Genomic DNA, 1437 nt, shown 5'->3' on the forward strand with positions numbered 1-1437 from the left:
CCCCGCCCGGCAGAGAAGGTCAGCCGCAACGACCTCTTCATCCCGGTCAGCAAGCCCACGGTCGACAGCAAGGGGCGCAGGGTCATCGGCTTCCTGAACGTCTGATCCGTCTTGCTTTGGCCCCGCCGCCATCTGCGGCGGGGCAGGCGCTCGAAGTTCCCGTCTCCAACCAACGCCAGCCAACTCGCCGCAGCCGATGATCCTGGAGTGAGCCCCATGCCCCGTTCGGAAGCCCAGTCGAACCCGAAGGCGACCCGCCGCGAGCGGCGCCTGGCCGAGCAGGCCGAGTACCAGCGACGCTACCGGGCCGAGCAGCGGCGGCAGCGGGCGCCGTCGCGCGACGACGTCGCCCGGGTCACGCTGCACTGGTTCGTCACCCTCCTCGTCGAGAACGGCGATTACTCCGGGCTAATGAAGCTCCGCGGCGAGATCGTCCGACGCCTCGTCGAGCAGGGCTTCAATCCAGAGAAGGCGGCCCGCCGCGTGGACGATCTCATCGAGCGATACGAGGACGGCTGGACCTTCCGACTGAAGTCCGGATTGGCCGATGCCGGCGATCAGCATGGTGCCGACCACGTGAGGGGCCGACAACGTTCAGCCCGGTGACTGCCGCCCGGCAGGAGGCCTCGGTGAAACTGCGGTCGCGCGGAGAGCGATCTGACTTTCGAAGCGACCGGCGACCGGCGGCATCGGTCGATGACCGGGGGAAGGTCGGGCTCCCCGGCATTACTCCAGCAAACGGCGTTTGGATCCGTAACGCCGATCTGGAGGTCCGAAACGCTGCTCCTGCCGGGAGAAATTGGAGAGGAAATCATTTCCTGCACAAAGGCTGCTTTGCCTACGGTTCGGCGGCGGCGAGCTTGGCGATCCGCTTCTGGATCTCGTCCAGGTCTATGGTTTCAGGATTGAACGCGGCGCCCGACCAGCGCATCATATGGTCGTGGTCTTCGTGGTCTGGATCGGCGATGGCCTCGAGGTGTCAATGCCGGCTGAATTTGTCGTGTCGCCCGCCATCTGCGACCGACTGCGTCACGCGGCGGTCACGCGCCAGATGACGTCTCCGACATCGTCGGCCATCAGCAGCGATCTGCCGTCCGCGCCGATCGCCACGCCGACGGGACGCCCATAGGCAAGTTTCTCGTCCTTTGACAGGAAGCCGGAGAGGATGTCGCGAGGAGGTCCGTTCGGCGCGCCATTCTCGAAGGGGACGAAGATCAGCTTGTAGCCGCTGAGCGTCGCGCGATTCCATGATCCGTGCTGGCCGATCACCATGCCCTCGCCGAACCCCGGCAAGGTGCCGGCCGGCATCCAGCACAGGCCAAGGGATGCGGTGTGGCCGCCGAGAGCATAATCCGGTTGGATGGCACGGGCTACGAGCTCCGGCGCCTGCGGGACACGATCGTCCACGGTCATGCCCCAGTAGCAGTAGGGCCAGCC

2 protein-coding genes and 1 pseudogene are annotated in these 1437 nt (G+C 66.1%); 1 reads left to right on the top strand and 2 read right to left on the bottom strand.

Features of this window, described 5'->3' with window-relative positions:
- Positions 1–216 precede the first annotated feature (216 nt).
- Positions 217–606 (top strand): hypothetical protein, encoded by a 390-nt coding sequence (locus tag AB5S17_RS23370; RefSeq protein WP_369243575.1) that lies wholly within the window; start codon positions 217–219, stop codon positions 604–606.
- A gap of 232 nt (positions 607–838) precedes the next feature.
- Here the strand turns inward: AB5S17_RS23370 and AB5S17_RS23375 are convergent, their stop codons facing one another.
- Both AB5S17_RS23375 and AB5S17_RS23380 read right to left on the bottom strand, forming a co-directional pair.
- Positions 839–934, bottom strand: a complete 96-nt coding sequence (locus AB5S17_RS23375) for a hypothetical protein (protein ID WP_369243576.1) — start codon at positions 932–934, stop codon at positions 839–841.
- A gap of 95 nt (positions 935–1029) precedes the next feature.
- Positions 1030–1437: pseudogene (locus AB5S17_RS23380) on the bottom strand (sorbosone dehydrogenase family protein); the annotation flags it as partial.

It is taken from the genome of Jiella sp. M17.18, from assembly GCF_041027365.1.
Taxonomy (GTDB): Bacteria; Pseudomonadota; Alphaproteobacteria; order Rhizobiales; family Rhizobiaceae; genus VKMB-3413.